At 61.6% G+C, this 25,972-nt stretch carries 30 protein-coding genes; 13 read left to right on the top strand and 17 right to left on the bottom strand.

Annotation, left to right across the window (positions count from 1 at the left end; translation table 11 throughout):
• Window positions 1-129 precede the first annotated feature (129 nt).
• The 4 genes from AAFP29_RS09975 to dnaA form a co-directional block, all read right to left on the bottom strand.
• A complete protein-coding gene (locus AAFP29_RS09975) occupies window positions 130-651 on the bottom strand; it encodes a DUF721 family protein (RefSeq protein WP_419217175.1) in 522 nt (173 codons plus the stop codon).
• Complete coding sequence (gene recF, locus AAFP29_RS09970) at window positions 648-1,826, bottom strand: DNA replication/repair protein RecF (RefSeq protein ID WP_419217174.1); 1,179 nt, start codon at window positions 1,824-1,826, stop codon at window positions 648-650. The genes AAFP29_RS09975 and recF overlap by 4 nt, the downstream gene beginning before the upstream one ends.
• Window positions 1,827-1,836: 10 nt before the next feature.
• On the bottom strand, window positions 1,837-3,006 hold the full coding sequence (dnaN, locus tag AAFP29_RS09965; RefSeq protein ID WP_419217173.1) for a DNA polymerase III subunit beta: 1,170 nt from the start codon (window positions 3,004-3,006) through the stop codon (window positions 1,837-1,839).
• Window positions 3,007-3,445: 439 nt separating this feature from the next.
• Window positions 3,446-4,972, bottom strand: coding sequence for a chromosomal replication initiator protein DnaA (gene dnaA, locus AAFP29_RS09960; RefSeq protein WP_419217172.1), 1,527 nt, complete (start codon window positions 4,970-4,972; stop codon window positions 3,446-3,448).
• Window positions 4,973-5,445: 473 nt separating this feature from the next.
• On the opposite strand from dnaA, the gene rpmH reads away from it, so the two are divergent.
• From rpmH to AAFP29_RS09915, 9 genes are all read left to right on the top strand, one after another.
• The gene (gene rpmH, locus AAFP29_RS09955; protein ID WP_330433603.1) at window positions 5,446-5,589 is read left to right on the top strand and encodes a 50S ribosomal protein L34; all 144 of its coding nucleotides are present in this window, start codon (window positions 5,446-5,448) and stop codon (window positions 5,587-5,589) included.
• An 83-nt stretch (window positions 5,590-5,672) separates the two neighbouring features.
• Entirely contained in the window at window positions 5,673-6,062 is a 390-nt protein-coding gene (gene rnpA / locus AAFP29_RS09950; protein WP_419217171.1) for a ribonuclease P protein component, read from the top strand.
• Complete coding sequence (gene yidD, locus AAFP29_RS09945; protein WP_419217170.1) at window positions 6,059-6,340, top strand: membrane protein insertion efficiency factor YidD; 282 nt, start codon at window positions 6,059-6,061, stop codon at window positions 6,338-6,340. The genes rnpA and yidD overlap by 4 nt, the downstream gene beginning before the upstream one ends.
• A gap of 3 nt (window positions 6,341-6,343) precedes the next feature.
• The gene (gene yidC / locus AAFP29_RS09940) at window positions 6,344-7,453 is read left to right on the top strand and encodes a membrane protein insertase YidC (RefSeq protein WP_419217169.1); all 1,110 of its coding nucleotides are present in this window, start codon (window positions 6,344-6,346) and stop codon (window positions 7,451-7,453) included.
• A 57-nt stretch (window positions 7,454-7,510) separates the two neighbouring features.
• Window positions 7,511-8,131 carry a protein jag gene (locus tag AAFP29_RS09935; RefSeq protein WP_419217168.1) on the top strand — a complete coding sequence of 207 codons (621 nt, stop codon included), beginning with the start codon at window positions 7,511-7,513 and terminating at the stop codon, window positions 8,129-8,131.
• Between the two features lie 142 nt (window positions 8,132-8,273).
• Complete coding sequence (rsmG, locus tag AAFP29_RS09930; protein ID WP_419217167.1) at window positions 8,274-8,933, top strand: 16S rRNA (guanine(527)-N(7))-methyltransferase RsmG; 660 nt, start codon at window positions 8,274-8,276, stop codon at window positions 8,931-8,933.
• Window positions 8,934-9,046: 113 nt separating this feature from the next.
• A complete protein-coding gene (locus tag AAFP29_RS09925; protein ID WP_419217166.1) occupies window positions 9,047-10,003 on the top strand; it encodes a ParA family protein in 957 nt (318 codons plus the stop codon).
• A complete protein-coding gene (locus AAFP29_RS09920; RefSeq protein ID WP_419217165.1) occupies window positions 10,000-11,013 on the top strand; it encodes a ParB/RepB/Spo0J family partition protein in 1,014 nt (337 codons plus the stop codon). The genes AAFP29_RS09925 and AAFP29_RS09920 overlap by 4 nt, the downstream gene beginning before the upstream one ends.
• A 139-nt stretch (window positions 11,014-11,152) precedes the next feature.
• Window positions 11,153-11,863, top strand: a complete 711-nt coding sequence (locus AAFP29_RS09915) for a hypothetical protein (protein ID WP_419217164.1) — start codon at window positions 11,153-11,155, stop codon at window positions 11,861-11,863.
• An 8-nt stretch (window positions 11,864-11,871) separates the two neighbouring features.
• On the opposite strand, the gene AAFP29_RS09910 is transcribed toward AAFP29_RS09915, so the two are convergent.
• The 10 genes from AAFP29_RS09910 to AAFP29_RS09865 all read right to left on the bottom strand — a co-directional run bounded on the left by AAFP29_RS09910 (window position 11,872) and on the right by AAFP29_RS09865 (window position 19,255).
• Complete coding sequence (locus AAFP29_RS09910; RefSeq protein WP_419217163.1) at window positions 11,872-13,041, bottom strand: N-acetylmuramoyl-L-alanine amidase; 1,170 nt, start codon at window positions 13,039-13,041, stop codon at window positions 11,872-11,874.
• Between the two features lie 137 nt (window positions 13,042-13,178).
• On the bottom strand, window positions 13,179-13,511 hold the full coding sequence (gene trxA / locus AAFP29_RS09905; protein ID WP_419217162.1) for a thioredoxin: 333 nt from the start codon (window positions 13,509-13,511) through the stop codon (window positions 13,179-13,181).
• A 37-nt stretch (window positions 13,512-13,548) separates the two neighbouring features.
• Window positions 13,549-14,523, bottom strand: a complete 975-nt coding sequence (trxB, locus tag AAFP29_RS09900; RefSeq protein ID WP_419217161.1) for a thioredoxin-disulfide reductase — start codon at window positions 14,521-14,523, stop codon at window positions 13,549-13,551.
• A gap of 163 nt (window positions 14,524-14,686) precedes the next feature.
• Window positions 14,687-15,016 (bottom strand): hypothetical protein, encoded by a 330-nt coding sequence (locus AAFP29_RS09895; RefSeq protein ID WP_419217160.1) that lies wholly within the window; start codon window positions 15,014-15,016, stop codon window positions 14,687-14,689.
• Between the two features lie 84 nt (window positions 15,017-15,100).
• Window positions 15,101-15,667 (bottom strand): RNA polymerase sigma factor SigM, encoded by a 567-nt coding sequence (sigM, locus tag AAFP29_RS09890; protein ID WP_419217159.1) that lies wholly within the window; start codon window positions 15,665-15,667, stop codon window positions 15,101-15,103.
• Between the two features lie 115 nt (window positions 15,668-15,782).
• Entirely contained in the window at window positions 15,783-16,280 is a 498-nt protein-coding gene (locus tag AAFP29_RS09885) for a nuclear transport factor 2 family protein (RefSeq protein ID WP_419217158.1), read from the bottom strand.
• Between the two features lie 19 nt (window positions 16,281-16,299).
• Window positions 16,300-16,599: a winged helix-turn-helix domain-containing protein gene (locus AAFP29_RS09880; RefSeq protein ID WP_419217157.1), complete on the bottom strand. Its 300-nt coding sequence runs from the start codon at window positions 16,597-16,599 to the stop codon at window positions 16,300-16,302.
• Window positions 16,596-17,060 carry a hypothetical protein gene (locus tag AAFP29_RS09875; RefSeq protein ID WP_419217156.1) on the bottom strand — a complete coding sequence of 155 codons (465 nt, stop codon included), beginning with the start codon at window positions 17,058-17,060 and terminating at the stop codon, window positions 16,596-16,598. The genes AAFP29_RS09880 and AAFP29_RS09875 overlap by 4 nt, the downstream gene beginning before the upstream one ends.
• A 54-nt stretch (window positions 17,061-17,114) precedes the next feature.
• Complete coding sequence (locus AAFP29_RS09870; protein WP_419217155.1) at window positions 17,115-18,635, bottom strand: FAD-dependent oxidoreductase; 1,521 nt, start codon at window positions 18,633-18,635, stop codon at window positions 17,115-17,117.
• Entirely contained in the window at window positions 18,635-19,255 is a 621-nt protein-coding gene (locus AAFP29_RS09865; protein ID WP_419217154.1) for a TetR/AcrR family transcriptional regulator, read from the bottom strand. The genes AAFP29_RS09870 and AAFP29_RS09865 overlap by 1 nt, the downstream gene beginning before the upstream one ends.
• Before the next feature lie 59 nt (window positions 19,256-19,314).
• Here AAFP29_RS09865 and AAFP29_RS09860 point away from each other — a divergent pair, with 59 nt between their 5' ends.
• Both AAFP29_RS09860 and AAFP29_RS09855 read left to right on the top strand, forming a co-directional pair.
• The gene (locus AAFP29_RS09860) at window positions 19,315-20,895 is read left to right on the top strand and encodes an FAD-binding oxidoreductase (RefSeq protein WP_419217262.1); all 1,581 of its coding nucleotides are present in this window, start codon (window positions 19,315-19,317) and stop codon (window positions 20,893-20,895) included.
• On the top strand, window positions 20,895-21,815 hold the full coding sequence (locus tag AAFP29_RS09855; RefSeq protein WP_419217153.1) for a YegS/Rv2252/BmrU family lipid kinase: 921 nt from the start codon (window positions 20,895-20,897) through the stop codon (window positions 21,813-21,815). Before AAFP29_RS09860 ends, AAFP29_RS09855 begins: the two co-directional genes overlap by 1 nt.
• A 41-nt stretch (window positions 21,816-21,856) precedes the next feature.
• On the opposite strand, the gene AAFP29_RS09850 is transcribed toward AAFP29_RS09855, so the two are convergent.
• The gene (locus tag AAFP29_RS09850) at window positions 21,857-22,855 is read right to left on the bottom strand and encodes a stage II sporulation protein M (protein ID WP_419217152.1); all 999 of its coding nucleotides are present in this window, start codon (window positions 22,853-22,855) and stop codon (window positions 21,857-21,859) included.
• 85 nt (window positions 22,856-22,940) lie between these two features.
• On the opposite strand from AAFP29_RS09850, the gene AAFP29_RS09845 reads away from it, so the two are divergent.
• Entirely contained in the window at window positions 22,941-23,795 is an 855-nt protein-coding gene (locus tag AAFP29_RS09845; protein ID WP_419217151.1) for an RDD family protein, read from the top strand.
• 12 nt (window positions 23,796-23,807) lie between these two features.
• Here the strand turns inward: AAFP29_RS09845 and AAFP29_RS09840 are convergent, their stop codons facing one another.
• Window positions 23,808-24,998 (bottom strand): acyl-CoA dehydrogenase family protein, encoded by a 1,191-nt coding sequence (locus AAFP29_RS09840; protein WP_419217150.1) that lies wholly within the window; start codon window positions 24,996-24,998, stop codon window positions 23,808-23,810.
• Between the two features lie 69 nt (window positions 24,999-25,067).
• On the opposite strand from AAFP29_RS09840, the gene AAFP29_RS09835 reads away from it, so the two are divergent.
• Window positions 25,068-25,433: a TfoX/Sxy family protein gene (locus AAFP29_RS09835; RefSeq protein WP_419217149.1), complete on the top strand. Its 366-nt coding sequence runs from the start codon at window positions 25,068-25,070 to the stop codon at window positions 25,431-25,433.
• 7 nt (window positions 25,434-25,440) lie between these two features.
• Here the strand turns inward: AAFP29_RS09835 and AAFP29_RS09830 are convergent, their stop codons facing one another.
• On the bottom strand, window positions 25,441-25,833 hold the full coding sequence (locus tag AAFP29_RS09830) for a hypothetical protein (protein WP_419217148.1): 393 nt from the start codon (window positions 25,831-25,833) through the stop codon (window positions 25,441-25,443).
• Window positions 25,834-25,972: the final 139 nt, after the last annotated feature.

Below are 25,972 nucleotides of genomic sequence, written 5' to 3'. Positions count from 1 at the left end.
CAGACAGAAGTAGGTACGCAGCACCGCTAATTCGCGCTCAGATCGCCTAACGCGGCATGAGTGCCGTCCGATTGTGGGTTCGGAAGCAAAATCGGTCTCAGCAGGCTGTCAGTCGGTGATCCAGAAACCCTAGCCATAAGTGTCACGCGGACCGCGTCCGGAGACATGCCGCTCACCTTTACGCCACGACGGTGCCTTCGGTCCGGTGATTCGCAGCGACTTCACCACGCCGTCGCCGACAGCGGCGGCGATTTTCGCCAGGATTTGCGCCTGCACATACCGCAACTGCGTAGCCCACGCCGTCGATTCAGCCTGTACCTGCAATATCCCGTCATTCAATACGCTCGGCGTGGCATGTGCCGCGATATCTTCGCCGACAATCTCGCGCCACCTCGCGAAGACCGTCCCCTCCCCGATCTTCGGTTGCCATCCACGATCGTGTGCCAATCGACCGGTCAATCGACCGAATGGCTGCGGATCGCGTACGTCCGGACCCGGGCCGGACCATCGTCTGCGGGTACGGCCACCACCACCGCGACCGCGGACCGGAGAGGCATTCCCCTTCCCGGCGATCTTCCCCTGCGCGCGCGCTTGTTCCAACGCCTTACGCGCGAGCTCGTATCCCGACAGGCCCTCGAGGTCGTCGCTCATTGACTCACCTCCTGGATGACTGACCGGCGCTGTCCCTCATTCTCCTCGATATCGACCCCGATGACGCGTCCACCGATCCCATCAGGCAGATCTTCGGCGACCGCGGCGGTGATCAACAACTGTTCGGCGGATTCGACGAAGCCAGCCAAATGCGTACGCCGGGCCGAGTCGAGTTCGGCGAACACATCATCGAGCATGATCACCGGTTCGACACCTTCAACGCGCAACAATTCCACCGTACCCAACCGCAATGACAACGCCAGCGACCACGATTCCCCATGGGATGCAAAGCCTTTCGCGACATCCGAGCCCAAGATGATATCCAGATCATCGCGGTGGGGACCGAGCAGTGACTGCCCTCGCTCGATTTCTTTGTCCCGAATCGCGGCGAGCCGTTCGATCATCAGTTCTTCAATCGCGCCGGCCTCCAACGCAGTGCCATCGACGTTGATCACTTCGGGCCCGAGCGAAGAGCGATAAGCGAGTGTCGCCGGTCGTGAATGCGGCGCGATAGACGAATAAGCTTGGGAGAAAAGGGGTTTCAGGTTGGCGACGTCGTCGATTCGCGCCGCGACCACCTTGGAACCGTAGCCGGCGAGTTGCGCATCCCAGACATCGAGAGTTGAGATGATCGATTCCGCGTCGCCGCCGCCACGCCGCATCGCAGCTGCCGCAGATTTCAGCAATGCCGACCGCTGGCGTAATACGCGGTCGTAATCTGCCTTGTCGGCGACCGCCCCCGGTCCCCGATTTCCGACGATTTCATCAAGGAACCGACGCCGGTCGGCCGGTTCACCGCGAACGAGCGCCAGGTCCTCCGGCGCGAATAGGACTGACCGCAAGATCCCCGCTATCTCGCGGGTCCTGCGTACCGGTCGACCATTGATCGCGGCCTTATTCGAACCCTCGCCGCGAACGGTGAGATCCACCGTCAACTCTCGTCCGGCATTCTCCACCGTCGCGGTGACCTGGGCATCAGTTGCTCCTGACCTGACCAGGACGGCATCCGAACTCACCCGATGCGATCTCAGATTAGTCAGATAGAACAGCGATTCGACGAGATTTGTCTTCCCAAATCCGTTGCGGCCCACAAAGATTGTGGGTTCAGGCTGCAGTGGCAACGATACGTGCGACCACGACCGGAAATCTCGGAGAGTCAGCTCTCGGACGAACACCTGCGACCGGTCAGCCCGGAAGTCGAACTGGCATCAGTAGGTAGCTGAACGCGGAATCAGGTGCCACGAAGGCCCCGGACTCGTCGGCTACCGGCTCTTCGCCAGTCGACGGACGCAGCACGGCCGGACGACTCGGCGTGGTGAAACCGAAATCGACCGATGACGCGCCGATCGCATTCAGACCTTCTTGGAGATAGCCTGGATTGAAGGCGATGGTCAGTGGCTCACCGTAGAAGCTAACCGGCAACTCCTCCTCCGCGCGGCCAGCGTCGTCGCCACCCGCGGTCAGCAACACAGATCCTTCGCTGAATTCCATCCGGACCTGTGCACCGCGTTCGGCGACGAGCGCGACACGCTTGATCGCCTCGAGTAGCGGTGAGCTGTCAATAGTCGCGACCGAAGTGTGGCTGGCCGGGAGCAGCTGACGGAATTTCGGGAATTCGGCGTCGAGTAGCCGAGTGGTGGTGCGTTTGCTCGAGCCGAGAATGCCGAGGATTCCTTCACCACCAATCGCCGAGCCGCTACCGAAGGCAAGGGAGACATCATTTCCGGCGTCCGAACCCGCGGTCTTCGCCGACTCGGAAAGTGTCTTCGCGGGAACCAACACGGCACCTGTCGCACCGGAATCGGTTGGCTGCCATTCCAATTCACGTACTGCGAGACGGAACCGGTCGGTCGCGGCCAGGACTACTTTCGCGCCGTCGATCTCCACCCGCACGCCGGTCAGCATCGGCAGCGTGTCATCGCGGCCGGCGGCAACGGCAACCTGTGAGATCGCTTCGGCGAAAACCGTCGACGGCACGGTGCCGGTGACCGTCGGAACTTCTGGCAGCTGCGGGTAATCCTCGACCGGCATTGTCGGCAACGAGAATCGTGCGCTACCGCAGGTGATGGCCACCCGCGAACCGTCGAGAACCACATCGACCGGTTTTGCCGGCAGCGCTTTGGTGATCTCGGCCAACAGCCGGCCAGAGACCAGCACGGTGCCGGGTTCGGCGATTTCAGCGGCGACACTCTCCTGAGCGGACACCTCGTAATCGAAGCCGGACACGGTCAGGCCATTGTCGGTGCTGGTGATCAACACGCAACCGAGGACCGGGACGGGCGGGCGCGACGGGAGGCTGCGGGCAACCCAGGCAACTGCGTCTGCAAAGTCGTCGCGTGCAACACGGAATTTCATGCCTGGGAGTCACCTTTGCCTGAAGTTGATCGTCGGTTGGGATTCCACTGTAGAACGCCACGACGTCAAGGGGGTTCTCTGGGCTGGATTCGGTGGCGGATCGGCTCTGCAACCTGACCGGTCAACCCTGGTTGTGCACATACCTGCTTTTAAAGATCTTCTTAAAGAAAGAAATACTCATAGTCATAGGTCCTGTGGATTCTGTGGAGAACCCTAATCGTCGCAGGCCAACTAGCATTTCGGCATGTGCATGAGCGGTGGACGGATCAGGGAGCAACCTCTCGAGGGTGTGCACGAACGACAAACTGTTAGTCGACTGTCCCCTATCTGTCCACAGTTTGTTGAGGTTGTGCTCATAGTTGTACACAGCGTGCGAGGCGGTGCTCAGGGTGAAAATGGCATGACAGAACTCTCGGGTAGCGGTTGAGAGTCGGCTCGATCAGCCCTGTGCGCCCTGCTTGATTCTCGCGGTGAGTTCTTGGACGTGGTTGTACACATCCCGGCGCTCGGCCATCGCTCCGCGGATCTTCTTGTCGGCGTGGATGACAGTGGTGTGGTCGCGATCGAAGGTTTCACCGATCTTCGGCAGCGATAGATCGGTGAGTTCACGGCACAGGTACATCGCTATCTGCCGGGCTTGGGCGATGGCACGAGTACGGCTGGGACCACGCAGTTCGTCGACCGAGAGATCAAAATAGTCTGCGGTAGTGGTCACGATCCGGGCGGCGCTGACCTCGAAGGCGTTGGTCTCCGGCAACAGCGCCTGGAGCACCACCTCGGCCAGCGAGCGATCGAGTTCGGTGTTATTCAGCGAGGCGAACGCGGTGACGCGGATCAGAGCGCCCTCCAACTCACGGATATTGCGTTCGATCTTGGACGCGATGAGTTCGAGCACGTCGTCGGGCACGGTGATGTCATCCATCTGTGCCTTCTTGCGCAAGATCGCTACGCGAGTCTCGAGATCGGGCGGTTGCACGTCGGTGATCAGCCCCCACTCGAATCGAGTGCGAAGTCGATCCTCAAGTGTCGCAAGCTGTCTCGGGGGTCGGTCAGAGGAGATGACGATTTGTTTGCCCGAGTTATGCAGGGTGTTGAAGGTATGGAAGAACTCTTCCTGGATACCTTCGCGGCCCATCAGAAACTGGATGTCGTCAACCAGGAGGATGTCGATGTCGTCGCGGTACCGACGTTTGAACGCGACGCGTCGGTCATCACGCAGCGAGTTGATGAAGTCGTTGGTGAACTCCTCGGTCGATACATATTTGACGCGCATACCGGGAAACAGGCGTTGTGCGTAGTGACCAGCCGCATGCAACAGGTGGGTTTTGCCCAGTCCAGACTCGCCCCAGATGAAGAGTGGGTTGTAGGCCCGTGCGGGAGCTTCGGAGACGGCGACCGCCGAAGCGTGTGCGAACCGGTTGGATGCGCCGATGACGAAAGTGTCGAAGGTGTATCGCGGATGCAGACTGCGGGCGGTCGGCCCGGTCAGGCTGGTATCAGCGGTGTCATTGTTGAAATACGCAGACCAGTCGCCCCGAGTAGCGGAGTCAGGTTCGTCCCTACCGGAGAAGTGTCGACGCTCTGGGTGGTCGTTGATGCCGGCGGCTTGGTTCGTCGGTCCGGTTTGCGGAGCGTCGAAGACGGTGGGTGCTGGCTCATCGGACGCGGGTGCGGATTCTTCGCTCGGTGGTGCGATACGAACGCCAAGTTCGACCGGTTGACCGAGGTGTCGCGAGAGCGCTGACCGGATTGGTTCACGAAGTGTTCGTTCGATCTGTTCCTGCACCAGTGGTGTCGGCACGGTGAGCAGAGCGAAGCCTTCGGCGAGGGTCAGTGGGTGAACCAGAGACAGCCAGGCCTTCTGTTGGCGGGTCAGAGGATGATGGTCGATCGCGTCGGAGTCGGCGTTGAGCTCGGCGACAACACGTCCCCAGACCTCGCTGAAAGAATCACGTTCCGATGTCATCGGCCCCAGGTCCTCCTGCACGTCGGGTATTTCGACAACTGTTCTGCAGTGAGATTGCCATTGATTGGGTCTGAGTGCCAAGTTGTCCACATGATCTATCCACAGGTGTGAACAAGTGGTGTAGAGATAGAGGAACCGCGTCGAGAAGCGTGTTCGGGACATGCCCAGCCCGGGGCGTCTGGAGAAACCTAGCAGACGTGTACGTGGTTGCGAAAGAAGAATCTGAAATTTATTTCACGCCGGGCGTGTCGCACCTGAAGTGGTGTGTAGCACCACGGTTTGATTTGTCACCGCGCGATCAGTAGTCTCGAGGGGTCTACCAGGGTGTGGATTTGCGGACTAGCCTGCGCGAAATCGCAGGTCGTCGAACCGAGATTACTCGGCACCATCCCCGGGACCGCCAAGACCGCAAATGCTGTCGATCAAGGGTGCGCGTGCGCCTGGGATTGATGGCCCGATACGAGGAGTACCTCATGGCCAAGGGCAAGCGTACCTTCCAGCCGAACAACCGTCGTCGTGCCCGGGTGCACGGATTCCGCCTGCGTATGCGGACCCGCGCCGGCCGGGCGATCGTCAACGGTCGTCGTACCAAGGGTCGCGCCAAGCTGACCGCCTGAGTTTCATCGGGCAAGTACCTGACTCGGTTTCCGCATGACGGAATGCGTTGTCGCGCAGCCGGGTCGTGTGAGGCGAGGCGTCGATGAATGCACAGCAGCAGACTTCGCGCAGATTGGTACGCGGTGATTTCAGCCGCACGATCAAATCCGGTGCGCGAGTGGGTAGTCGAGATCTGACTATCCACTTCCTCAGGGTCGGTTCCGACTGGCCCGACACCATCGGTGTGCGTAAAGACGTTGCTCTCACCGGTGGTCCCTGGTTTGGACTCATAGTCAGCAAAGCCGTCGGCAACTCGGTTGTGCGCCACACTGTGGCCCGCCGATTGCGGGCGGCTTTCGCGTATCTATGTGATTCGGTCGACCTCGGCGAGACATATGTCGTGATCCGCGCGCGCCCTAGTGCGGCTACGCGAAGCAGCGTCGAACTCGGCAACCAACTGGTACGCGCGCTGGGAAAGACGGATCTGCGATGACAGAACACTCTTGGTGGTCGTCGATCTATCGGTCGCCCCGGCGCACGGTCATTTTCATCATCGAGCTCTACCGCACCTGGGTGTCCCCCATGCGGCTGCCTACATGCCGGTTCGAACCGACATGTAGCGCGTATGCGGTCGAGGCGCTGGAAACACATGGATTTCTAATAGGCAGTTGGCTGTCGGTGGTACGGCTCGCGAAATGCGGTCCGTGGCATAGGCCTGGATATGACCCGGTCCCCGAGCGCCGGGTCAGCAAAGCAGTGAGGGGTTCATAAGAAGTGCTTAACTTCATCTACTACCCGGTGTCGGGAATCATGTGGGTGTGGCATTGGCTGTTCGACGCCATCCTGCCCAGCAGTCCGGGTTGGGACGGCCTCGCATGGGCCTTGTCGGTGGTGTTCCTGGTGTTCACCCTCCGCGCGATCCTCTACAAGCCGTTCGTCAAGCAGATTCAGACGACGAAGAAGATGCAAGAGATCCAGCCGCAGATGCAGGCCGTGCGTAAGAAATACGCCAAGGACAAGGTCAAGATGACCGAGGAGATGCAAAAGCTGCAGAAGGAGCACGGGTTCAATCCCCTGCTCGGCTGCCTGCCGATGCTGCTGCAGATCCCGGTCTTCATTGGACTCTTCCACGTGCTGAGGTCTTTCAACCGAACCGCTACGGGTATGGGACAACTCGGGCTCTCCCCCGAGGAGACCCGACAGCTGCCGAACTACTTCTTCAGCGTGGACCAGGTACAGAACTTCCTCGACGCTCGTTTCTTCGGCGTCCCGCTGTCATCGTTCATCACCGAGCCGATCACCGAGTGGCAGGCCTTCATGGCCCACCCGACCGACGCGGTCGACTTCACTCGCGGAAACATCGCCGTCGTGGTGATTCCGATCATGCTGGTCGCATCCTTCGCGACTTATATGAACGCGCGAGCGTCGGCAAAGCGGATGACTGCCGAAGCACTGGAGAACCCGCAGACGCGGTTCATGACCATGTTGTCGCAGTATGTGTTCCCGCTTGGCATCTTGGTCACCGGACCCTTCTTCCCCGTTGCGATCTTGCTCTACTGGGTCTCGAATAACGTGTGGACCTACGGACAGCAGCATCTAGTGTTCGGTCGCATCGAGCGAGAAGAGGAAGCGGCGCGTGAGGCTAAACAAGAGAAGCTGAAGGCGAATGCCCCTAAGCCTGGCGCTCGGCCAGATCGGAACAAGACAAGCCTCGTGAAAGACGGCCCTGAGACCGATGAGGCAGCCAGTGGTGACACTACGACCAAACAGAAGACGTCGAACGCTTCTGCTGGTTCGGGACAGGGGCAGCCCAAGAAGCAGCAGCCGCGCCCGAATACCAATAAGAATCGGCGCAAAGGCGGCCGCAAAGGCGGGCGACACTGACTTAGTTGTCGGGTCGCGATAACACACTTATAGATGGCAGAGAGTTAGGTGGACTACATGACTACGGAAGCAGCGGCACAAGAGGCCGCGCAGTCCGACGTCGCCCAGGCGGCACAAGAGGACTCGGTCGAGGAAGCGCAAGCCTCCCCCGGCGGCGACACGGTCGCCGAGGTTGCGGACGCTGACGACGTTGCCGCCGACGAAGGCGATGACGAGGATCGGTTGGTCGAGGAAGGCGAGATCGCGGGCGACTACCTAGAGCAGTTGCTGGACGTCCTGGACTTCGACGGTGACATCGATCTGGATGTCGACGGTGATCGTGCGATCGTCAGCATCGATGGTGGCGAGGATTTGACCAAACTCGTCGGACGTAAGGGCGAGGTTCTCGATGCTTTGCAGGAGCTGACCCGACTTGCCGTGCAGCAAGCGACGGGAGATCGTAGCCGGCTGATGCTGGACGTCGCGCGGTGGCGTGCTGATCGTCGCGACCGTCTAGCGCGCCTCGGCACTGAGGTCGGTAACCGGGTGGCAGAGAATGGTGGCCGCGAGGCACTTGACCCGATGACCCCATTCGAGCGGAAGATCGTGCACGATGCCGTGGCGGTTGTTGAAGGTGTCGTCAGTGAGAGCGAGGGCGTCGAGCCCAAGCGTCATGTTGTGGTGATCAAGACCAGCTGACGCACTACAGTAATACGAAGGAAGTAAAGAGTCCCGGCTTCTAGCCGGGACTTCTTTCGTTTCAGGGGCATAAATTACAAGGGTGTTGTTTGAAGCGTTCGCTCGTGTTTCACGTGAAACAACGCACCCGGAGGGACGATGAATGTCTGACACTGCAGCACGGGATGCTCCCGCGCTCGCACGAGAGATCTTCGGTGACGCTACGTCTGTCGCCGAGAAATATTGGGATTGGTTAGCTGGAGCTGCCGTCACTAGAGGACTGATCGGCCCACGCGAGACCCCGCGGTTGTGGGACCGCCACATCATCAATTGCGCGGTAGTGCGTGAGTGCCTTGCCGAAGGTGAGTCGGTTGTAGACATCGGCAGCGGTGCCGGCCTGCCCGGAATTCCGCTCGCGATTGCGAGACCCGATGTGCGGATCACGCTCGTCGAGCCGTTGCTGCGACGAGCGACTTTCCTTGAGGAGGTCGTTGCCGATCTGGGCATCGACGTTGCAGTCGTGCGAGGCCGGGCTGAAGAGGCCGCGATCGTTAAGCGAGTGGGGAACGCCGACGTCGTAACTTCGCGGGCGGTGGCACCGCTCGATCGTCTGGCGAAGTGGTCCGCTCCCCTGATTCGGACCGGTGGTCGTCTAGTCGCGATGAAAGGCTCGTCGGCGGCAGACGAGATGGTCGAGCACGCGATCGCGGTGAAGCGTGTTGGGCTTGAGGACTTAGTAGTGCGGGAGTGCGGCGTCGGTCTTCTGCCCACTCCGACGATCGTCGTCGTCGGAACGCGCAACCGTTCTTCTGGAAGGTCTTGAAGTTGGCTTGGAAGCGCGCGAAAGCGCACAATAGAAGTCGCGACAGCGGAACGCCTAAGAGCGTCGAGAATGTCCATTCGCATCCATCGAGTGAAGCACCGAGGAGTTCCAGCGTGGCCCAGAAAAGACCGACTGTTTCACGTGAAACAACGGCCGGCGGCGCCGGGCAGTCCCCGCAGCCAGACTTCAACGACACACCCATCGCGGCAGCAGCAGCGCGCGCCAGTCAGGTTCTGACGCCTGGCGCCAGCGGCCAACTCCCCCGTCCCCCGGCAGTCCGCGTGATCACCGTGGCCAACCAGAAGGGCGGCGTCGGCAAGACCACGACGGCGGTCAATATGGCAGCGGGTCTCTCCATCCATGGACTCGGTGTTCTCGTCATCGATCTCGACCCGCAGGGTAATGCCAGCACCGCGCTAGGCATCGATCATCGTCGACCCGACATCGCGTCGGTGTATGAGCTGCTCCTCGGTGAGGTGACACTGCGGGAAGCGATTCAGAAGTCGCCAAGCAACGGCAATCTCTATTGTGTGCCGGCGACTTTGGATCTGGCCGGCGCCGAGATTGAACTGGTTTCGCTCGTCGCGCGGGAGAATAGACTCCGCAATGCCATCGATCGAGAGACGCTTGCCGAACTCGGTATTGACTATGTCCTCATCGATTGCCCACCCTCGCTTGGCTTGTTGACGGTCAATGCGATGGTCGCGGCCCGCGAAGTACTGATCCCAATTCAGTGTGAGTACTACGCGCTCGAAGGTGTCGGCCAGCTACTCCGGAATATCGAGCTGGTGCAGGCTCACCTCAACCCTGATCTGCACGTGTCGACCGTGCTGTTGACGATGTATGACGGACGAACGAAGCTGGCGGACCAGGTAGCCGAGGAAGTTCGTGCCCACTTTGGCGATAAGGTATTGGGCACGATCATTCCGCGTAGTGTCAAAGTTTCCGAAGCGCCGGGCTATGCGATGACGATCATCGAATACGACCCCGGTTCACGTGGAGCGATGAGCTACCTCGATGCCGCTCGCGAGTTCGCCATCAAGGCCGTAAGTCCGGAGGGAGTCAAGTGAGTCGGGAAACTCAGCGTCGCGGAGGTTTGGGCCGAGGTCTAGCGGCCTTGATTCCGACGACTCCGACTGACGAGTCCGGGCAGCCATCGTCTATCGACGGACCCAAAATGGGTAGCGCGGCCGCCGACGTCGTAATCGGCGGTGGTGGCACTCCCCGCCGAGAACCCGCGTCGGTCTCCGAGGATATTGCGGTCTACCGAGAGATCGCGCCCAAGCAGATCCAGCCCAATCCGCATCAGCCGCGCACGGTCTTCGACCAAGAGGCGATGGATGAGCTGATCCATTCGATCCGCGAGTTCGGATTGATGCAGCCCATCGTCGTCCGACCGCTGCCTAAGCCGACCGCTGAAGGCGTCAAATTCCAGATCGTCATGGGTGAGCGCCGCTGGCGCGCCAGCCAGGAAGCGGGTCTGGAGGCAGTTCCCGCCATCGTCCGTGAGACGAATGACGGCGACATGTTGCGCGACGCACTCCTCGAGAACATCCACCGGGCGCAACTGAATCCGCTGGAAGAGGCTGCCGCGTATCAGCAACTTCTCGAAGAGTTCGACGTGACACATGAACAACTTGCCGCCAAACTCGGCCGGTCGCGCCCACTGATTACCAACATGATCCGCTTGCTGAAGCTCCCGGTTCCGGTGCAGTCGCGAGTGGCGGCCGGTGTCCTGTCCGCCGGGCATGCTCGTGCCCTGCTTGCGTTGGAGACCGGAAGCGAGGGGCAAGTCGAGCTGGCGAAGCGCATCGTGGCTGAGGGGATGTCGGTCCGCGCGACCGAAGAAGCGGTTACCTTGGCCAATCGAGACGACGCTCCGAACAAGCCGACTGCGCAGCGTCGCAAGCCGATGCAGATGCCGGGACTTCAAGACGTTGCCGAACGCCTCTCCGATAAGCTTGATACGCGGGTCACAGTCAGTCTGGGCAAGCGCAAAGGCAAGATAGTCGTCGAATTTGGATCGGTCGATGACCTCGAGCGGATCGTCGGAATGATTTCCGAACAGAGCCGCGGATAGCGGTGAAATTCTCCCATACACGGACACCTGGAAATAACGTCACAGTGACGATATCGACGGAAAAGGTTGGCGGACTTGCGAAATGTATTGCAAGACAACATCTTTCGTCTGAGCGCTATTTCGATCGGGTGAGCTGACCGTGGGACTCTCGATTGTGCGCCTCGATCTCAGTGGATTTGAGAATCTGCCATCGCATACCCGGCGTTGTGTCTACTGGGAGGTCGATCCGGCGACAGTCGAGCAGAGTCTGGCGACTCCAATGTTCGCCGACGCCGCCTCGACTACAACAGCGATCTTCGAGAGCGAGTTCGACAAGGAAGCCTGGGTGTCGGGGCTTCTGCTCGAGTGGGGTACGTGTGCGCAACTCGCTATCGACTCCACTATGCAATCGGTGGTCGGTACCGCGTTCTACGCGCCGCCCGCGCGCGTGCCCCGCGCGAGCCACTTCCCCACTTCTCCGGTGAGTCACGACGCCGTGCTGTTGACGTCGATCACGGCGGAGGCCGGTTTCAAGGAGGCGGCTCCGATTTTGCTCGACGCCGTGGTTTCAGATCTGATGCAACGCGGTGTCCGTGCGATCGAAGCGTTCGGGATCATCGGAGCCGACGACGGCATTGCTGAACTGATCGCTGAGCTGTGTACGTCATGCATGATGGATGCCGACTTCTTGAAGGACTCAGGTTTCGATCTCGTCGCTCCGCATCCGCGGTTCCCGCGGTTCCGACTGGAGCTCGATGAAGGTCTCGGGTGGAAGTCAGCCGTCGAAGGCGCATTGGAGAAGCTTGTGGTGGAGGCGGCGATGGAGCTCACCTCGCGTGAGCAGAAGGACGACGCGCTTCCGGTCGGCTGACCTGACGGCTAGGTCGCGACTTCTTCGGCGGCGAGCAAGTCGGCGAAAGTGTACGTGCCAGTGGGACGGTCGTCGGCGTCGAGGAGATACAACCGCTTGACAGCTACCAGGATGGCTTCGGCGATCACGTCACGCGTTCCGGGGTCGTCGAGCTTGTCAGCATCGAGGGAATTGGTCAAGTATCCAATGTCGATGAGCGACACCGGCATTCGAGTCAATCGGAGAATATCCCAGGTGCGTTGATGTGTTCGGCAGTCAGCCAGACCGGTGCGCGCGACGATCTCGCGCTGGATAAATCCAGACAGATTGCGGCCGATCATTGATGACGATCCATGCGAGTTGCCGAAATAGAACGTCGCGACGCCGTTGGCGGATTCGGTGCGGCTCGACGCACAGCGCAGTGCGAGGACGATATCGGCGTCGACGGCATTCGCGACGCGGGCACGATCCTCGTCGGTCGGTTGGCCCCGGCCGTCGTGAGAAAGGAAAGTCTCCATGCCGGCTGCCGACATCCGGCCCTCGAGTCGAGAAGCGAGATCCCAGAGGACGCGCGCCTCGAGATCGGCGAGTGCGTCGGTTGGCTGGCCGCTCCCCGAACCCGGATCAATCACAATGCGCTTGCCGGTCAGACGCGGGCCGGAGCGCCGGACCCGCTCCTCCTCGCGGATGGCGTGTGGTGACCCGCCGGTGATGCGGGTGCCGAGCCGCTCGAGTGAGCGCAGTGTTGCCGGCCCGCAGATTCCGTCGGAGGACAACCCGTACTCACTTTGGTACAGGCATACCGAGTTGTGGGTGGTCTCACTGAAGACGCCGTCGACGATAGACGTGTAGTAGCCGAGATTCTGCAGGCGGGATTGGAGTGTTGCGACGTCGTCGCCGACCATCGGTGCCGATAGTCGATAGAGCAGAACGCGCGCGCCGAGATGGTAGGACGACTCACGCAATGCCCGGTAGGTCGCCTGGCCGACGACGCCGTCGACAAGTAGGCCTCGCTGCTGCTGAAACGCTCGCACGGCATGGTCGGTCGCGACGTCGAAGACCGCGTCGGGACTGGTCCAGCCATTGGCTGAGATGGCGACGTCGTCGGAGACCGATCCGGCCAGCAGATCCTGGTTGATCAGGATGGACCGGATCTCAGCGACTGCCGAGCCGTGGTCACCCAACCTGAACGACGGCATCCACGTACTCCTCGCTGACAATCTGGGTTTCGGACAATGTGGCAAGTCAGATTGTCGCAGGGTTGGACGTCGACAACCAAATAATCGTGAGTTATCGCATCATCTCATCGACTTCGCCCAGCATATAGTTTTAACCACTAAGCTTCGACGACGCTGCTCAGTTCGCGTAACAGGGCAGCTTTACCCTTGGCACCGACGATGGTCTTGGTCGCCTGACCGTTCTCAAACAGGATCAGCGTCGGAATCGACATCACCTGGAAGTCGCGAGCGGTTGTCGGGTTCTGGTCGACGTCGAGTTTGGCGATAGTTAACTTGTCCGCGTAGTCACCGGCGATTTCCTCAAGGACCGGCGCAACCATCTTGCATGGTCCGCACCAGGTGGCCCAGAAGTCAACGAGGACGGGTTTGCCGGACTCGATGACGTCGGCCTTGAAGGTGGCGTCAGTGGTGGCGATGGTGTTGTTACCCATGAGATCTCCTTTAGATCGGGCCTAGCAAGTAATGGCTTTAGGATGCGGCCGCGGCAGCAACCGGAGCTGTCGCGTGCTTCTGGTCGGCGAGCCAACGCTCGGCGTCGATGGCGGCGGCACAGCCGCTGCCCGCGGCGGTGATCGCCTGACGGTAGGTGTGATCAACGAGGTCGCCGGCGGCGAAGACGCCCGGCAGCGATGTGTAGGTTGTGCGGCCCTGAACCTGCACATAACCCTCGGCATCCAACTCCACCTGGCCGCGTACCAGTTCGCTGCGCGGATCGTGGCCGATCGCGACGAACATGCCGGTCACATCGAGGCTCGCGGTTTCCTGCTCGACGTCGGTCTTGCGCAACGTGAGGCTGGTAACGCCGGTTTCGCCGTGTACCGACTCGACGGCGGCATTGGTGATGAATTCGATCTTCTCGTTGTCGCGCGCGCGGTCGAGCATGATGCGTGACGAACGGAACTCCTCGCGGCGGTGGACCAGGTACACCTTGCGAGCGAACTTCGTGAGGAAGGTTGCTTCTTCCATCGCCGAGTCGCCGCCGCCGATAACGGCGATGTCTTGGTCCTTGAAGAAGAAGCCGTCGCAGGTTGCGCACGCGGAAACGCCGCGTCCGAGCAGGTCCTGCTCGCCGGGGATGTCGAGGTAGCGAGCAGCGGCACCCATCGCGAGAATGACCGCGCGGGCCCGATGGATCTCGCCGTCGACCTCAACCTCCTTGATCTCGCCAGTGAGGCGGATCGCGTCGACATCCTCCATGCGCAGGTCAGCGCCGAATCGGAGTGCCTGCTCACGCATTTCGTCCATCAGGGCCGGGCCCTGGATGCCGGATTGGAAACCGGGGAAATTCTCCACCTCGGTGGTGGTCATCAAGGCACCGCCGAATTGGGTGCCCTCGAACACAACCGGAGACAGCTCGGCTCGCGCCGCGTAGACAGCAGCGGTGTAACCAGCGGGGCCGGATCCGATGATGATGATGTCGTGGATCTGGTCGGTGTCGGTCAATTGGTCCTCCGGAGTTACCTGGCGTGTTATTCGGCTAATTCAACATAAGGGTAGAGACAGTTGTTCCCGGACGGGTGAGCCGGATGGATCACGCGCCGATCGTGGACTGGCCACACCGGTGGCGAACAGAATGACGATCGAGGGTTGCTGAAGCTTGCGACAATCAACGGCCACGGGCGGGAGGGACGACATTCTTGTACCGCGACGTCGAGGCGATGTCGGCGAGGGTCCTATCGGTGGCCGCCTGGACGTCCGGTGGGACCTCGTGTTCGATAACCGGCAATCCCCCGAGCACTAGTCGAATACGATCCAGTGCTGCGAGTGTTCCCTGCGCGACCGGGTCGGCGGCGATATGCGCGCTGATATGCGCCGCGATATCGGGCGGGAGGGCGTCGGCGTGCAGGTCGGCCAGTAGCTCTGACGGATAAGGCGACTCGGGCGGGCCGGTAGACCCAGGCTCGGTTGTGCCGGGTACCGGTGGGGTCATGGCCATGCTTTCGTCGGTGTCACGGGACTCAGACTCGGGGGAGAAGGATCGTAATCACTCTATGGCTCAGCACCGCTGCCGGTGGTCCATTCAGACAGGTTCTTGAAGATGTCCGAGGAGCGCCGCAAGTTTCAAACGTCCACGTGAACAACGACTTTTGATGGTCCCGGTTGGTACGCCAAGGCGTGCGGCTGCTTCATTGACCGGCAGCCCCTCTACATCGACGGCGACAACGGCGGCGCGCTGGTCGGGTGGCAGGAGGTTCAGTGCGTGGCCTACGGACACCGCCAAGTCGACGTCGGTGGTGTGGTCGTGCGGGTCGGCGAGCGGTAGGACGTCGAATTCAGGAATCGGAATGGTGCGGTGGCTCTTATTCCGGCGGATTCGATCCAGGCAGGCGTTGACGACAATGCGATGCAGCCAGGAAATCACCTTCGCTTCGGCCCGGTAGTGCTTCGCCATGCAATGCGCGTTGAGCAGGGCATCCTGCAAGGCGTCGTGTGCGTCTTCGGGGTTGTTGGTGGTGCGGTAAGCGATCGCCAACAGGCGTCGCTGATGACGCTCGATGAGCGTCGCGAAAGCGCCGGTTTCACCGGCGATATGAGCGTCGAGCAGTTGTTCGTCGGTACGGCCATCACAGTTATCCCCCCAGGTCATGCGATGACACTAATGGCGCGAAATGCGCTTTTCGGCTTATCGGGAAAATCTGGCGGAAATCTGTGGACAACGGCGTTCACCTGCGGCGTTGTGCACAACTGGGTGGTTGGAAAGCCTAGAAGTTCTTCATTCGCTGGTACCAGGCCTCGGCCTCGTCGGTGATAGTTCCCAACTCCGTCGCCCGCGCACACCAGCCCTTCGCCGAGGCGAGGAACTTCATCGGGTTGTAGATGTCTTCCTCTTTGGCCCATTGACCGCCGCCGGCGTAGGTGAGGATGGTGATGTTGGTGGCCGAATGAACCGAGCCGTCGCCCGGATCGACTATCGGGTTGTCGATCTCGCAGATAACCCGTGCGGTGTCCTCATCAATGATGTGCCACAGCGAGGGAAAAGCCACCATGTGGTTGCCGGGGAACCGGCCCATCGTCTTCTCAATCCAGGGCCGAATCTCCTCGCGCCCGTTGAAGGTACCCATCGCGTGCTCGACGTAGCGGGCATCAACGGTGAATTGATTGGTCCACGGATCCCAATCATGTGTCAGCGCAGCCGAATTCGCTCGACCTTCGAATAGCTGGAACTCGGCTTCGATCTCGGCTCGGCTGAACTGTCCCATCATTAAACTGTAACACGTTCTATTTGGTGAGCGATCGCGCGACAATCGCTTGCAACGCGGCCATATGACCGGCAAACGCTGCCCTGCCGGTGTCGGTGAGCTGGGCCCGGACCGTTCGTCGACGTCCGGTGGCCTGCCGGTCGGTGGTCAGGTAACCGGCTTCCTCCAGCGTCGAGAGTTGTTTGGAGAGAGCCGAATCCGATAGGCCGAGCTGCTCCTTGAGATAGGCGAACTCGGCCCAGTCAGCAGCCGCGAGGGTGGCCATCAGTGACAGTCGAGTACTCGGATGGATCAGCTCGTCGAATCCGTCCGGTGTCATGCGTGCACCAAACGCCGTGTGGCGAACAAGATTTCGGGGCCGCCGAAGCCGACGATGGCCGCGACGGTCAGTGCCGCCCAGGTACCCGCGTGGTTGGCGCCGTCAGCATCGAGCGCGAAGCCAAGTGCGATGGTCAGGGCGGCCATGACGAGCAGGATGGCGATAACTGCCAACGGGATTCGCCTGCCGGCTACGTCACGGCTGACCAGAAGCTTAGACGTGCGGCGACGTCCGTCGAGCAGGCTTGAGGCGACAACCGAGTGGCCGAACGCGAACGCGATGGTCGCGACGGTGGTCACCCAGGAGGGGGTGAAGTCGCCGAGCACTCCGAGTACCAGCCAGCCCGCGGCCAGCACCCACCAGTACGCGCGCGGCAGACCGAGTTGTCCGGCCACCGATTGCTGTGCGCGTCGGGCGGCGTCGAGTGCGTCTTGTGCCTGGTCGTGATTGAGATCTGACATGGGAGCCTCACTTTCCTTGTTGGAAAGTAGCGTGTCACTTTCCTAGTGGGAAAGTCAAGAGGCGGTCGCGACGATCTCTTCGACCGCGTGCTTCACCCGCGACGCATCTTCGGGTATCAACCCGATTCGCGTCCGGCGTTCGATGACGTCGTCGGCGGTCAGCGCGCCCTCATGTGTCAGCGCGTACTGAATCTCCGCGCGGGTGACGTCGATGCCGTCGGCGATAGACGCGGTGGGGTCGGGCACGGTGGCGCTACTGACCACCCTCGACGATTCGGTGCCGAACCGGGCGACAAGCGACGGCGGCAGATCGCTGCCGGGTGCGCCGCCGGTGGCACCGACCAATGGGGTCGCGGCGGTGATACATGAACCGGCCTGAAGCCCGGCGGCGCCCACCGCGGCATCGACGGCATCTTGAGCCATCCGACGATAAGTCGTGAGCTTGCCGCCGACGATACTCACCAACGTCGAATCACGTACCCGCACTGCGTGTTTGCGGGACACGTCGGCCAACGAGCCGCCCTCGCCGCCCGCGCTGTCGATCAGCGGTCGCAGTCCCGAGAAGGTACCTCTGATGTCGGAGCGGGTAAGTGGTTGCCGCAGAGCGACATTCACGGTGTTGAGCAGAAATTCGATCTCGTCGTCGTCGGCGGTCGGCACATCGGGGATCGCGCCCGGAGCGTCGACGTCGGTGAGTCCGAGATACACCCGCCCCAATTGTTCAGGCATCGCGAAGACGAAGCGACTGATCGAACCGGCTACCGGAACCGTCAGTGCGGCAGTGGGATTGCCGAAAGCCTGGGCATCGAAGACGAGATGGGTGCCACGGCTCGGCCGGATCTTCAGGGTCGAATCGACATCGCCGGCCCAGACGCCGGTCGCGTTGATCACGCTGCGCGCCTTGACGTCGAAACTCTCGCCGGTCAGCGTATCGGTCAACGTCGCGCCGGTCCCCGAAACCGCGCCGGCTTTGGTGTACGTGCAGACGTGCGCGCCGAAAGCCACTGCGGTACGAGCGATTCCGACCACCAGCCGTGCGTCATCGACGAGTTGACCGTCGTAGGTTCCGACGCCGCCGCGCAATCCCGCTCGAGCAACGGTCGGCGTGACCGCCGCCATTTCTTCGCTACTCAGGTTGCCGGGTCCGGGCAGTACTGATTTCGGCGTGCGGGCTACTCGGCGCAGTGCGTCGCCAGCGCGAAAGCCGGTCCATACCAATTGTTTGGTGCGACGGTCGCCAAAGTCGGGAACCACCTGTCGCAGCGGCGAAACAAGATGCGGCGCAATGGTTGTCATCAGATGGTGACGTTCGATGGCGCTCTCGTAAGCGATGCCGATGCTGGCCGACGCAAGATATCGTAGGCCGCCGTGGACCAACTTGCTGCTCCAGCGCGAGGTTCCGAACGCAAGATCGTTAGCCTCGACGAGGGCGACGCTGAGTCCCCGTGACGCCGCGTCAAGCGCTGCGCCGCAACCGGTCACACCACCGCCGATGACCAGGACGTCGAGTGGTTCGCGCCGGTCGGCCAGTGCGTGTAGATCAATGCTTCGACGTTGTGCGGTCAAGGCGGACATCAGGAGTTCTCCGGTTTCAAATAGGCGGACAGCGCGTAGTGGAGTTCGATGGTCCAGTCGTCGCCGAGGATCGGTTCCACCAAAGATCGCGACTGCACCGCGGATTGGGTAATCAGTAGAACCATCGCCGCGAGTTTGTCGGGGTCTCCGGAGCGGATGTGGCCGTCGTGCTGACCGTCGGAGATACCGTCGGCGAGCAGTCTGAGCAAACCCCGCTGACTTTCGCCGAGGCGATCGAAAACATAGGGCGTCAGGAAATCCGAGCGAGCTGTCCACAGCACCGTGAATAGATCGTCGTCGCGCATCGCGGCCGCGATGCGAACCACCTGATCGACGGTCGCGTCGAATCGGGGACCCGTGTGCAGCGGGGTGGTTTCGGTGACAGCGGTGACGATCCGACCGACTTCACGAGTCATCAGGTCACGCAGCAGCGTGTCCATATCGGGCCAGCGGCGATAGACGGTCGGCCTGCTCACACCGGCTTCGCGGGCGACTTCGGCGAGCGTCACCCGGCGGCCCTGATGTCGCAACACCGCCATTCGGGCGGCGTCGAGGACGCGGTCGGCGATCTCGTCCGCTCCCGAACCGGAGTTATGCGGAGTGTCGTTACGGATTGACATTATGTGTAACACTGTATCTTATGACCAACGCTCGCGCCGCTCATCTTCCAAGGCCGCCGATGAAATGGAACGCCTGGGGAGACCCAGCCCTTGCTGCGCCACTGTCCGACTCGGTGTCGACACTGATACGCGGCATGCTCGGGGTATCCGGCGAGCCATCCGCGCAAGTCGCCCAAGCGGATATCGCACTCGCGCCGTCGCGGCTGACAGCTGCCGACATCGAGGCGCTTGCGGGGATTGTCGGCGAGCAGTGGATCTCGACCGCTGACGGCGATCGGTTGCCGCGAGCCGGTGGAAAGTCGACGCTGGATCTGCTTCGCCGCAAACTGGCTACGCAGGACGCCCCTGATGCGGTGGCGCTGCCCGCGGACAGTGCCTCGGTCGCGGATCTGCTTTCCTGGTGTTCGTCGAACGGGGTTGCCGTGGTCCCCTTCGGTGGTGGCACGAGCGTCGTCGGCGGACTAGACCCAGTTGCCGGCGATCTGCGCGCGGTCCTGAGTGTCGATCTGCGCAGGCTCGACTCGCTGGTCGCCCTCGACGAAGTATCCGGTATCGCGACGCTTGGCGCGGGGATGACCGGGCCGGCCGCCGAAGCCGCGCTGGCTGAGCGGGGATTCTCCCTGGGACACTTCCCGCAGAGTTTCCGGTTCGCGACTATCGGCGGATTCGCGGTGACGCGATCGTCCGGTCAGGCATCGGCGGGTTACGGGCGATTCGACGACATGGTCATCGACTTGACGCTCGTCTCACCCGCTGGGGTGCTGACCGTCGGCCGCGCGCAGAAATCTGCCGCGGGTCCGGACTTGCGGCAACTCATCATGGGCTCAGAAGGTACCTTCGGCATCGTCACGCAAGTGTCAGTGCGCGTACATCCCGTGCCGGCGACCACCGGCTATGAGGCGTGGCGATTCGATTCATTCGACGCTGGTGCTGACGCGTTTCGCAGACTGGCACAGGAAGGCGTGATGCCGACAGTCTTGCGGCTGTCGGACGAGGCGGAGACCGCCCTGAATCTGGCCCGCCCCAACGAGATTGGCGAACAGAAAGGTGATGACGCGCTGCCGCCGGGCGGCTGTCTGGCGATCACGACCTTTGAGGGCTCCCCCACCGCGGTTGCGGCACGGATGAGTGTCGCGCGTGAAATATTTACTGCCGCGGGCGGAATCAGTGGTGGTGACGGGCCGGCGAACAGTTGGGAGCATGGCCGTTTCAACGCGCCATACCTGCGCGATGCGCTACTTGAGATCGGTGTCGGTTGCGAGACATTGGAAACCGCAACGGTGTGGTCGAAGGTCGATGCCGTGAAAGCTGCTGTCACAGCGGCTTTGACCGCCGCGTTGCCCGAGCCGACGGTCGTGATGTGCCATATCTCGCATACCTACGCTGCCGGCGCATCGCTGTACTTCACGGTCGTCTACCGACAGGAGGGTGACGTGATCGCTCAATGGACGGCAGCCAAAACGGCTGTGTCGCAGGCTATTATCGATTCCGGGGCGTCGATAACCCATCATCACGCGATCGGCGTGGACCACAAGCCATGGCTAGCACAGGAAGACGGGGACCTCGGCATCGAGGCTCTCGCGGCGGTGAGACGGGTATTCGACCCCGCCGGAGTATGCAACCCGGGCAAACTGATCTGATGACGGACGTCAAACGGATTGCGCTGCTGGTCAATCCGCATTCGCGGCATGGGCACGGATTGTCAGTCGCCGCGCAGGCGCAGGTCGCCTTCGCCGCCCGGTCGGTGGCAGTCGAGGTTCTTACCGGGTTCGATGCCGACGATGCCGAGCGGCTGGCAGCCGAAGCCTGTCGACGTGATGACATTGACGCGCTCGTCGCCATCGGCGGCGACGGCAGTATCCGATTGGCACTCGACGCCGCACTGGCTACCGGCGCGAAGAAGCCCGTCGGAGTGATTCCGGCCGGCACCGGCAACGACTTGGCGCGTGCGCTGAAAATCCCGATCGACGATGTGCCGGGTGCGGTCTCGGTGATCGTCGGCGGCCGAACGACGCGGATCGATTTGGGGCGGGTGACCTTGGGAGACGGGGTGACGACCACGTTCGTCACTGTCGCCGCAACTGGTTTCGACGCCGAGGTCACCGCCCGAGCGGTCTCAATGGTCTGGCCGCGAGGGCAGGCGAGGTATACCTTGGCCGCGTTGCGCGAACTCGTGGGACTGAAGTCGCGGCGGTACCGGATCGTCGTCGACGGCGAACTCGAGGTCGATGCCGACGTGGTTTTCGCCGCGGTCGGCAACACCCGTTCCTACGGCGGTGGCATGCTCATCACGCCCGGAGCATCACTTACCGACGGTGAGTTAGACGTGACGCTGGCGTCCTATCAGCGTCGATTCGGGAGGATCACCGTCGCGCGGATTTTCCCGCGAGTCTTCAAAGGAACACACGTTGAGCACCCGCTGGTGCGGACCCTGCGTGGAGCGAAGATTGAAATAGATTCCGAGCCAACAGCTTTGGTGTCGGTGGATGGTGACGTGATTGGTTCACTCCCGGCGACTCTGGAGGCGCTGCCGTCGTCGGTGTTGGTGTTCACACCGTAGACGTATCGCCGGGCCTCGATACCCGCGCGTCTCGATACCCGCTAAGCCGCCACCGGCGCCGAGAAACCACGTTCGCTCTCCGACTCCAGATCACCGGTCGCACCATCGAGATACGCGTTGCGCCCCAAGGTGAACACGTACGCGAAGAAGCCGATCTCGACGGCAATACCCACTGCGATACGCGCCCAGGTCGGCAATCCCGACGGCGTGACGAAGGCCTCGATGACTCCGGTGATCAACAAGAGCACGACAAGACCCATCGCGACGGCCATGGCAGTCCGGCCCTCCTCGGCTAACGCTTGGAAACGTGTCCTGGCTCCAGGCGCCACCCACGTCCAGAACAGCTTCAATCCCACTGCGGCCGAGACGAATAGGCATGTCATTTCCAGCAAACCGTGCGGGATGATGAGCCCGAAGAACAGGTCTCCCCTACCGTGGCTGATCATCATCGATCCGACGACACCCACGTTGATGACGTTGTTGACGAGGATGTAGACGACCGGGATGCAGAAGACCCCGAACGCGATGCACACGGCGGCGAGCCAGAAGTTATTGGTCCACACTCGGAACGCGAATGCGCTTGCCGCACTTTCCGAGTAGTAGCTCTCGAAATCATTGTTGACGAGCTGGTCGATCTCCCCCGGCGACGCGAGCGAGGACTCGATCTGCGGGTGCGACACCATCCACCACATCACGACTCCGATCGCGAAGAAGGACGCCACCATTGTCGTGATCCACCACCAACGCAGTCGATAGAGTCCGGCCGGCAGGGTGCGACTGAAGTAGGTCCCGACGTCGCGCAGCGACGTGGCGCGCGTACCAGCCGCCCGTGACCGGGCCCGGGCCAGCAGTGCCGACAGGTAACCGATCACGCCGGCATCTGGCGCCGTCGATCGAATGACCGACAAATGTGTGGCGACCCGCTGGTACAGATCAAGAATCTCGTCAGCCTCGGCGCCGGTGAGGTTACGCCGCCGAGACAACTCGTTGAGCCGGTGCCAGCTGCCCTGGTGTGCGGCAACATATGCGTCAAGGTCCACGACGATCAAGCCTAGCCCTATATCCCCCGCTCATGTCTCGGTCAGACAGCCGACGCACAGCCGCGTGGCCAGTATTGTTACTGCCATGACCTATCGCCCCCTGCCACCGCCGGTGTCAGTGTCGACGAGTGCGACGATCGGCGTCGGCCGCGACGACCTGGTATCGGGTGAAGCGGTGGCCCTTGACCTGCCCGCCGCGAACATCGGTTTACGCATCCTGTCTGGACTCATTGACTGTTTGCTCGGTGTGGCCGTCTATCTGGGGTTGATCTTCTTACTAGTGCAGTCGTTCATCGGTGGCGGGTTTTTCACCAATACCGGCCTGACCGTCGCACTGGCGCTACACACTTGCATCATCATCTTCGCATTGGTCGCCATACCGACGGTGACCGAAACCTTCACGCGCGGAAAGACTCTGGGACATTGGATCCTGGGCCTGCGCACTGTACGCGACGACGCCGGCCCGATTACCTTCCGGCAGGCGCTAACTCGCGCTCTGTTAGGTTTCGTCGAAATCTATAGCTGCTGGGGACTTCCCGCGCTGTTGTGCGCGGTCACCAATCGTAAAGGTAAACGATTCGGCGACTTGTTGGCCGGCACTTACGTTGTGCGAGATCGCTTTTCATTGGATCTGCCGACACCCGCGCCGATGCCGCCTCAACTTGAGCAATGGGCATCGACTGCCGATGTCGCTCCCCTTCCGATACCCCTGGCGATCGCGGCGCGCTCTTTCCTCGGGCGGGTCGACAAACTGAACCCCATTGCGCGCCAGCAAGTCAGCGACCAACTCGCTAGCCAGATGGTGCGATTTGTGGCACCTGCTCCACCCACTGCGGCTCCCCCAGAGATGGTCATAGTCGCGATCCTCGCCGAGCGGCGTAGACGTGACGCCGCTCGGATCGAGCGAGACCAACGACTCCGGGAACGAGTTGCCCGATAGCGGGTTAGTTGATCACTTCAGCTGTGCTGACGTGCGGCCGAGAATACGCCGGGCAATGACCAATTGCTGAATCTGCTGAGTGCCCTCGAAGATATCCAAAATCTTCGCGTCGCGCGCCCACTTCTCCACCAGATCACGCTCGGAATAGCCTGCGGTAGCGGCGATTTCGACAACCTTATTCGTCAACTCGTTGACCATACGGCCGGCCTTGGCCTTCGACATAGATGCTTCGGCGGAGTTCGAGTCTTTATTGTCACTCATCCACGCGGCGCGCAAGGTCAGCAACCATGCGGCTTCCAAGTCGGACTCAAGCCGCAGGTATTCGGCAACCGCCGCGTGCTGGCTGGCCGCCGGCCGGTCGTAGTCGATCTCATGTCCAGCGTCGTCGAGAATCTTGGCGTACGACTCGAGCGCGGCTTGCGCCAGTCCGACGGCCATCGCGGCGACAACGGGACGGGTGTTGTCGAAGGTCTGCATGACCCCGCCGAACGCCTTCTTGGTATCGATCTCCGGCGAGCCTAGGAGGTTTCCCGCGGGTACTCGGGCGTTCTCGAAACGCACAACAGCGGTGTCCGAGGACCTGATTCCCAGCTTGTGCTCGAGTCGGACGACGGTAACGCCGTCAGTGTTCATCGGCACGACGAAGCTCTTGATCGCGGCGCGTCCCGCTGATTTGTCGATGGTCGCCCACACCACTACGTGGTCGGCACGCGACCCGGCGGTGACGAAGATCTTCTCGCCGTTGATCAGGTAGTCGTCGCCGTCACGCGTCGCCGTCGTGGAAACCGCCGCGGAGTCGGACCCGAAACTCGGCTCGGTGATGGCCATCGCTGCCCATACGTCGCTGAACCGCTCCAGTTGCTCTTCGTTGGCGACCGCGGTGATCGCGGCGTTGCCCAGTCCGCGCCCCGGGATGGACAGCATCAAGCCGACGTCTCCCCAGCTCATCTCCCGGGCCGAGAGCACTGCGCGCATGTTGGCGCCGTTCACCGTTTCGGCTGACTTGGCGCTCTCGCCGTCGGCTGAGCGCTCCGACGAAGCGGCTTGTTTGGCGAGTTTTGCCAGCTCATCGAGTTCTTTGGGGTACTCATGCTCGGCCTCGTCGTATTTGCGAGAAATGGGCCGGAAGATGTGCTCGGCAGCGAGATGGGTGCGCTCTACCGTCGAATTCAGCTTCTCTGGGAGCTCGAGATTGATTGCCATGCGGCTACCTTACTCCTGAGTAAGATTAAAGGCCAGTGGGCCGGGTCACTCGCGCGTAGTCTCGACGGCGTGTCATACGACGACGAGTTGGCCAACCGCGTCCGAGAGGTGTTCGCCGAGTTCTGCGACCGCGACGATATGCCAATCCGCGCGACGTCGATCACCGAGAAGGCCATGTTCGGCGGGCTCGGGTTTATGGTTGACGGGCATATGGCCGTCGCGGTCAGTCGCGAGGGCGGCATCCTTGGTCGATGCGATCCCGACGACACCAAGACAATTCTGACGCGCAAACATTCCGCGCCGATGGTCATGCGCGAACGCGATCTCGCCGGGTGGTTTCGGGTTGATGCCGAGGGCATCGGTACTAAACGTCAACTACGAGGCTGGATGGAGCTGTGCAGCCGTTACGTTGCACAGCTCCCGCCCAAACACTGACGAAAATTTAGAACTGCGTCCAGATGGTGATCGGCCGCGGAAGGTGCTTGTTGTACGAGACCCAAACGCGCCCATTGGGATGATGTGCGGCCTCGTCGACCAACTTCTGCACGGTTGCCTTGACGACATATCCCCGGCCCGGAACGAAGTAGCTCTTGTAGACGGAGTCACGGTCTTGCTGCGCATAGAAGTACGGATGCACCTCGCGTCGGCTGAAGATCGACGAAACACCGCTGTGCGCGATTTGCTTAGTCTCGGACGGGGTGAACCCGACCCACACGTAGTCCCGCGTCTCCTGAACCGATGCCGCTGTCGCCGGCGAGCTGCTGCCGACAACAATCGACGCCCCGGCTGCCGCAGCAATACCCAGTGCCGCGGTCACGATCTTCGCTGAGCTCATAATGGCCCCCTTGTTTTAGAAGTTAAAGTGCTCATTCACATTAGGGGATAGTCCATAGGTTGGCAACTAGGCTCGGCGGTCCGCGTACCGAGTTACTGGGTCATCGAACCGATAGCCGTCACGCTCACCGCCTTCGAAC

Source organism: Gordonia sp. CPCC 205333 (assembly GCF_048537885.1).
In the GTDB taxonomy this organism is placed as follows: domain Bacteria; phylum Actinomycetota; class Actinomycetes; order Mycobacteriales; family Mycobacteriaceae; genus Gordonia.
Note: the sequence above shows the minus strand (reverse complement) of the source record. Positions and strands in the feature narration are given on the sequence as shown.

Bases quoted from the DNA above. Each gene is read 5' to 3' on its own strand.
- yidD (WP_419217170.1), top strand. From the start codon at position 6,059: ATGACAGAACACTCTTGGTGGTCGTCGATCTATCGGTCGCCCCGGCGC.
- AAFP29_RS09910 (WP_419217163.1), bottom strand. From the start codon at position 13,041: ATGCCGTCGTTCAGGTTGGGTGACCACGGCTCGGCAGTCGCTGAGATC.
- AAFP29_RS09975 (WP_419217175.1), bottom strand. From the start codon at position 651: ATGAGCGACGACCTCGAGGGCCTGTCGGGATACGAGCTCGCGCGTAAG.
- AAFP29_RS09830 (WP_419217148.1), bottom strand. From the start codon at position 25,833: ATGAGCTCAGCGAAGATCGTGACCGCGGCACTGGGTATTGCTGCGGCA.
- AAFP29_RS09865 (WP_419217154.1), bottom strand. From the start codon at position 19,255: ATGTCAATCCGTAACGACACTCCGCATAACTCCGGTTCGGGAGCGGAC.
- AAFP29_RS09855 (WP_419217153.1), top strand. From the start codon at position 20,895: ATGACGGACGTCAAACGGATTGCGCTGCTGGTCAATCCGCATTCGCGG.
- dnaN (WP_419217173.1), bottom strand. From the start codon at position 3,006: ATGAAATTCCGTGTTGCACGCGACGACTTTGCAGACGCAGTTGCCTGG.
- rnpA (WP_419217171.1), top strand. From the start codon at position 5,673: ATGAATGCACAGCAGCAGACTTCGCGCAGATTGGTACGCGGTGATTTC.
- AAFP29_RS09935 (WP_419217168.1), top strand. From the start codon at position 7,511: ATGACTACGGAAGCAGCGGCACAAGAGGCCGCGCAGTCCGACGTCGCC.
- dnaA (WP_419217172.1), bottom strand. From the start codon at position 4,972: ATGACATCGGAACGTGATTCTTTCAGCGAGGTCTGGGGACGTGTTGTC.
- sigM (WP_419217159.1), bottom strand. From the start codon at position 15,667: ATGACCTGGGGGGATAACTGTGATGGCCGTACCGACGAACAACTGCTC.
- AAFP29_RS09895 (WP_419217160.1), bottom strand. From the start codon at position 15,016: ATGGCCATGACCCCACCGGTACCCGGCACAACCGAGCCTGGGTCTACC.
- AAFP29_RS09870 (WP_419217155.1), bottom strand. From the start codon at position 18,635: ATGTCCGCCTTGACCGCACAACGTCGAAGCATTGATCTACACGCACTG.
- AAFP29_RS09860 (WP_419217262.1), top strand. From the start codon at position 19,315: ATGAAATGGAACGCCTGGGGAGACCCAGCCCTTGCTGCGCCACTGTCC.
- rsmG (WP_419217167.1), top strand. From the start codon at position 8,274: ATGTCTGACACTGCAGCACGGGATGCTCCCGCGCTCGCACGAGAGATC.
- trxA (WP_419217162.1), bottom strand. From the start codon at position 13,511: ATGGGTAACAACACCATCGCCACCACTGACGCCACCTTCAAGGCCGAC.
- AAFP29_RS09840 (WP_419217150.1), bottom strand. From the start codon at position 24,998: ATGGCAATCAATCTCGAGCTCCCAGAGAAGCTGAATTCGACGGTAGAG.
- AAFP29_RS09885 (WP_419217158.1), bottom strand. From the start codon at position 16,280: ATGGGACAGTTCAGCCGAGCCGAGATCGAAGCCGAGTTCCAGCTATTC.
- AAFP29_RS09875 (WP_419217156.1), bottom strand. From the start codon at position 17,060: ATGTCAGATCTCAATCACGACCAGGCACAAGACGCACTCGACGCCGCC.
- AAFP29_RS09845 (WP_419217151.1), top strand. From the start codon at position 22,941: ATGACCTATCGCCCCCTGCCACCGCCGGTGTCAGTGTCGACGAGTGCG.
- AAFP29_RS09880 (WP_419217157.1), bottom strand. From the start codon at position 16,599: ATGACACCGGACGGATTCGACGAGCTGATCCATCCGAGTACTCGACTG.
- rpmH (WP_330433603.1), top strand. From the start codon at position 5,446: ATGGCCAAGGGCAAGCGTACCTTCCAGCCGAACAACCGTCGTCGTGCC.